The organism is Variovorax sp. 20P10.2.4 (assembly GCF_058244205.1).
In genome coordinates this window covers 1-3,310 of sequence record NZ_JBZAYE010000737.1, presented here as the reverse complement: position 1 = coordinate 3,310, position 3,310 = coordinate 1, and the positions used below count along the sequence as shown (strand labels likewise).

The following is a 3,310-nucleotide window of genomic DNA, read 5'->3' as shown; positions in this document are numbered from 1 at the left end:
CTGCCCGACGGCGACGGCGTCTCGCTGATCCGCGACGTGCGCGGCTGGTCGGCGGTGCCGATCATCGTGCTGTCGGCGCGCAGCGACGAGGCCGACAAGATCGCGGCGCTCGACGCCGGCGCCGACGACTACCTGACCAAGCCCTTCGGCACCGGCGAACTGCTCGCGCGCGTGCGCGCCAACCTGCGGCGCCCGCGCGCGGCCAGCAGCGAGGAGGTGCCCGAGGCGCTGTTCCGCTTCGGCGAGATCGAGCTGGACCGCGCCTCGCGCATCGTGCGCCGCGCGGGTGCCGAGGTGCATCTCACGCCGACCGAGTACCGGTTGCTGTCGGTGCTGGCCGCGAACGCGGGGCGCGTGCTGACGCAGCGCCAGCTGCTGCGCGAGGTCTGGGGGCCGTCGCACACGGACCAGAGCCACTACCTGCGGATCTACATGGGGCATCTGCGGCAGAAGCTCGAGGACGATCCGGCGCAGCCGCGGCATCTGCTGACGGAGACTGCGGTGGGGTATCGGCTGGTCGTGTAGGGCGCGTCTTTCTTGAAACCCGATGACGAGTCGGGGCGCGTGCACAGGACAGCGGGTACTTCCCTCCGCGAATGTCCCCCGGCCTTCGGCCTCCTCCTTTATTTCGCTGCGGGAAGCACCCACTGCCCTGTGCACGTGGGCGTAGCGGTGGTGCAGCCGGTTCGACGGCCGTGTCCAGGCTCACGTCGATGGGGTACTCCCCGCAGCGAAATAAAGGAGGAGCCGAAGGCGGGGGACATTCGCGGAGGGGAGTACCCCGTCGGCGTGAGCCCGTCCCAGTCCGTAAAGTGGCATCCGACCAACAAGCCAGACAACAAGGCTTGTCTTGATCGAAGAGCACACCCACAATCCGCCCCACCATGAAATTCACCCAAGCCATCGAAGCCGGCCTCACCGCCACCTGACATCGCCTTCGATCGCGTTCGGAAGGCGTTGCGCCTTCCGGTACTGAAAACCCCGGCAGGCCTGTCCTCCGGGGTTTTGTCTTTTCCGCCTCTCACTTCTTCTTCATCGCCATGCGTACCTACGACAAGCTGATCGCCACGATTCGCCTCCGCCGGAGCGTGGCTTCCGTGCGCCCGGGCTCCGGCCGCCGCATCAGCAGATTGCACGACACCGTTCGTCGCTAGCCCTCAGGCGAATCCTTTCCGCCTGGGGGCTGGCACATGCCCACCAGGCTCTCGAAGCCGTGCTTCGAGCCAGAGAAAGAAAGATTCGCCATGACCCACACACCCAGGAACCTGCGCAACATCGGCATCATTGCCCACGTCGACGCCGGCAAAACCACCACCACCGAACGCATCCTGTTCTACGCCGGCGAGAGCCATCGCATCGGCGACGTGAGCCGCGGCACCGCGCGCATGGACTTCGATGCGCAGGAGCGCAAGCGTGGCATCACCATCAGCAGCGCCGCCATCACGTTGCAGTGGAACGCGACCCAGATCAACCTGATCGACACGCCGGGCCACATCGATTTCAACATCGAGGTGAACCGCTCGCTGCGCGTGCTCGACGGGGCCGTGGTCGTGTTCGACGGCGTGGCCGGCGTGGAGCCGCAGACCGAGACCAACTGGCGCCTCGCGGACCGCTATCGCGTGCCGCGCATCGCCTTCGTCAACAAGCTCGACCGCCTGGGCGCGGACTTCCCGCGCGTGGTCGCGATGATGGAAGAACGCCTGGGCGTGAAGGCCGTGGCGGTGCAGTGGCCGATCGGCGCGGAAGGCGACTTCCGCGGCGTGGTCGACCTGCTGGGCCTGCGCGCGCTGGTCTGGGACCTCGACGATGCGAGCCAGCCGTACCGCGTGACCGAGGTGCCCGCCGAGCTGATGGCCACCGTGTTGCAACAGCGCGCGCGGCTGGTGGAGCTCGCCGTCGAGCAGGACGAGGCCGCGATGGGGGCCTACCTGAACGGCGAGGAGCTCCCGGCCGAGGTGCTGCGCGACTGCATCCGCAAGGGCGTGCTGGCCGGTGCCTTCGTGCCCGTGCTCGCGGGCTCGGCCTTCCGCAACCGCGGCGTGGAACCGCTGCTCGACGCCATCGTCGACTGGCTGCCGAAGCCCGGTGAGGTGGCGCTGCCCTGCGATCCGCAGGCGCCGTTCGCGGCGCTGGCGTTCAAGGTGGCCAGCGACGACCACGGCGCGATGGTGTTCGTGCGTGTCTACAGCGGCCGGTTGCGGCGCGGCGACAGCATGCTCGACGCCACCACCGGCCGCATCGAACGCGCGGCACGGCTGTACGAGGTGCAGGCGGGCGACCGCATCGAACGCGACGAACTGGTGGCCGGCGACATCGCCGGCATCGTCGGGCTGAAGGACACGCTGACCGGCCACACGCTGTGCGACCGGCAGCATCCGGTGCAGCTCGAACAGATCGGCGTGCCCGAGCCCGTGCTCCACGTCGCGATCGAGCCGAAGGCGCAGGCCGACCAGCAGGCGCTGGCGAAGGCGTTGCAGGTGCTGCTGCGCGAGGACCCGAGCCTGCGGCTGCGGCAGGACGCCGAGTCGGGCCAGACCATCGTGTCGGGCATGGGCGAGCTGCAGCTCGAGGTCTCGATCGAGAAGCTGCGCGAGCGCTTCGGCGTCGAAGTGTCGGTGGGACGGCCCCAGGTCGCCTGCCGTGAAACGGTATCGAAGGAAACGGAGGTGCACCATGTGCACAGGAAACAGAACGGCGGCCAGGGCCAGTTCGCGGAGCTGAGGCTGCGCATCGCCCCGCGCGGGCGCGGCGAAGGCATCGCGTTCGAGAACCGGGTGGTGGGCGGCGCGATCCCGCGCGAGTTCATCCCCGCGATCGAGGCCGGCATCCGCCGTGCCGCGCAATCGGGCGTGCTGGCCGGTTATCCCTGCGTGGACTTCGTGGCCACGCTGCTCGACGGCAGCCACCACGAACGCGACTCGTCGGCGATGGCCTTCGAGTTCGCGGCCGCCGCGGCCTTCCGCGAAGCGGCGGCGCAGGCCGGACCGCAGTTGCTCGAGCCGGTGATGGCCGTGGAAGTGACCACGCCCGCCGAGCACGTGGGCGACTGCATCGGCGACCTGCACCGGCGGCGTGGCATGGTGCGCGGCCAGGCGATGCGCGGCAACGCGATCGTGGTCGAGGCCCATGTGCCGCTGGCGCGGATGTTCGGCTACATCGGCAACCTGCGCGCGCTGTCCTCGGGCCGCGCGCAGTACGCGATGCAGTTCGACCACTACGCCGTGGTGCCCGCGGGCGAAATGGCCGCCCTCGTGAAACGTTGACGGCCCCAGAGGGCGACCCGCGAGGGTCGCCCTTTTTTTCGTCTATC

At 69.1% G+C, this 3,310-nt stretch carries 2 protein-coding genes; both read left to right on the top strand.

Features of this window, described 5'->3' with window-relative positions:
- The coding region (locus AC27VN_RS36625; protein WP_490879808.1) for a winged helix-turn-helix domain-containing protein at positions 1–525 on the top strand (525 nt) is incomplete at its 5' end.
- Between the two features lie 719 nt (positions 526–1,244).
- On the top strand, positions 1,245–3,263 hold the full coding sequence (fusA, locus tag AC27VN_RS36620; RefSeq protein WP_490879807.1) for an elongation factor G: 2,019 nt from the start codon (positions 1,245–1,247) through the stop codon (positions 3,261–3,263).
- Positions 3,264–3,310 lie beyond the last annotated feature (47 nt).

Coding starts and splice junctions, on each gene's coding strand:
- fusA (WP_490879807.1), top strand. CDS start 1,245: ATGACCCACACACCCAGGAACCTGCGCAACATCGGCATCATTGCCCAC.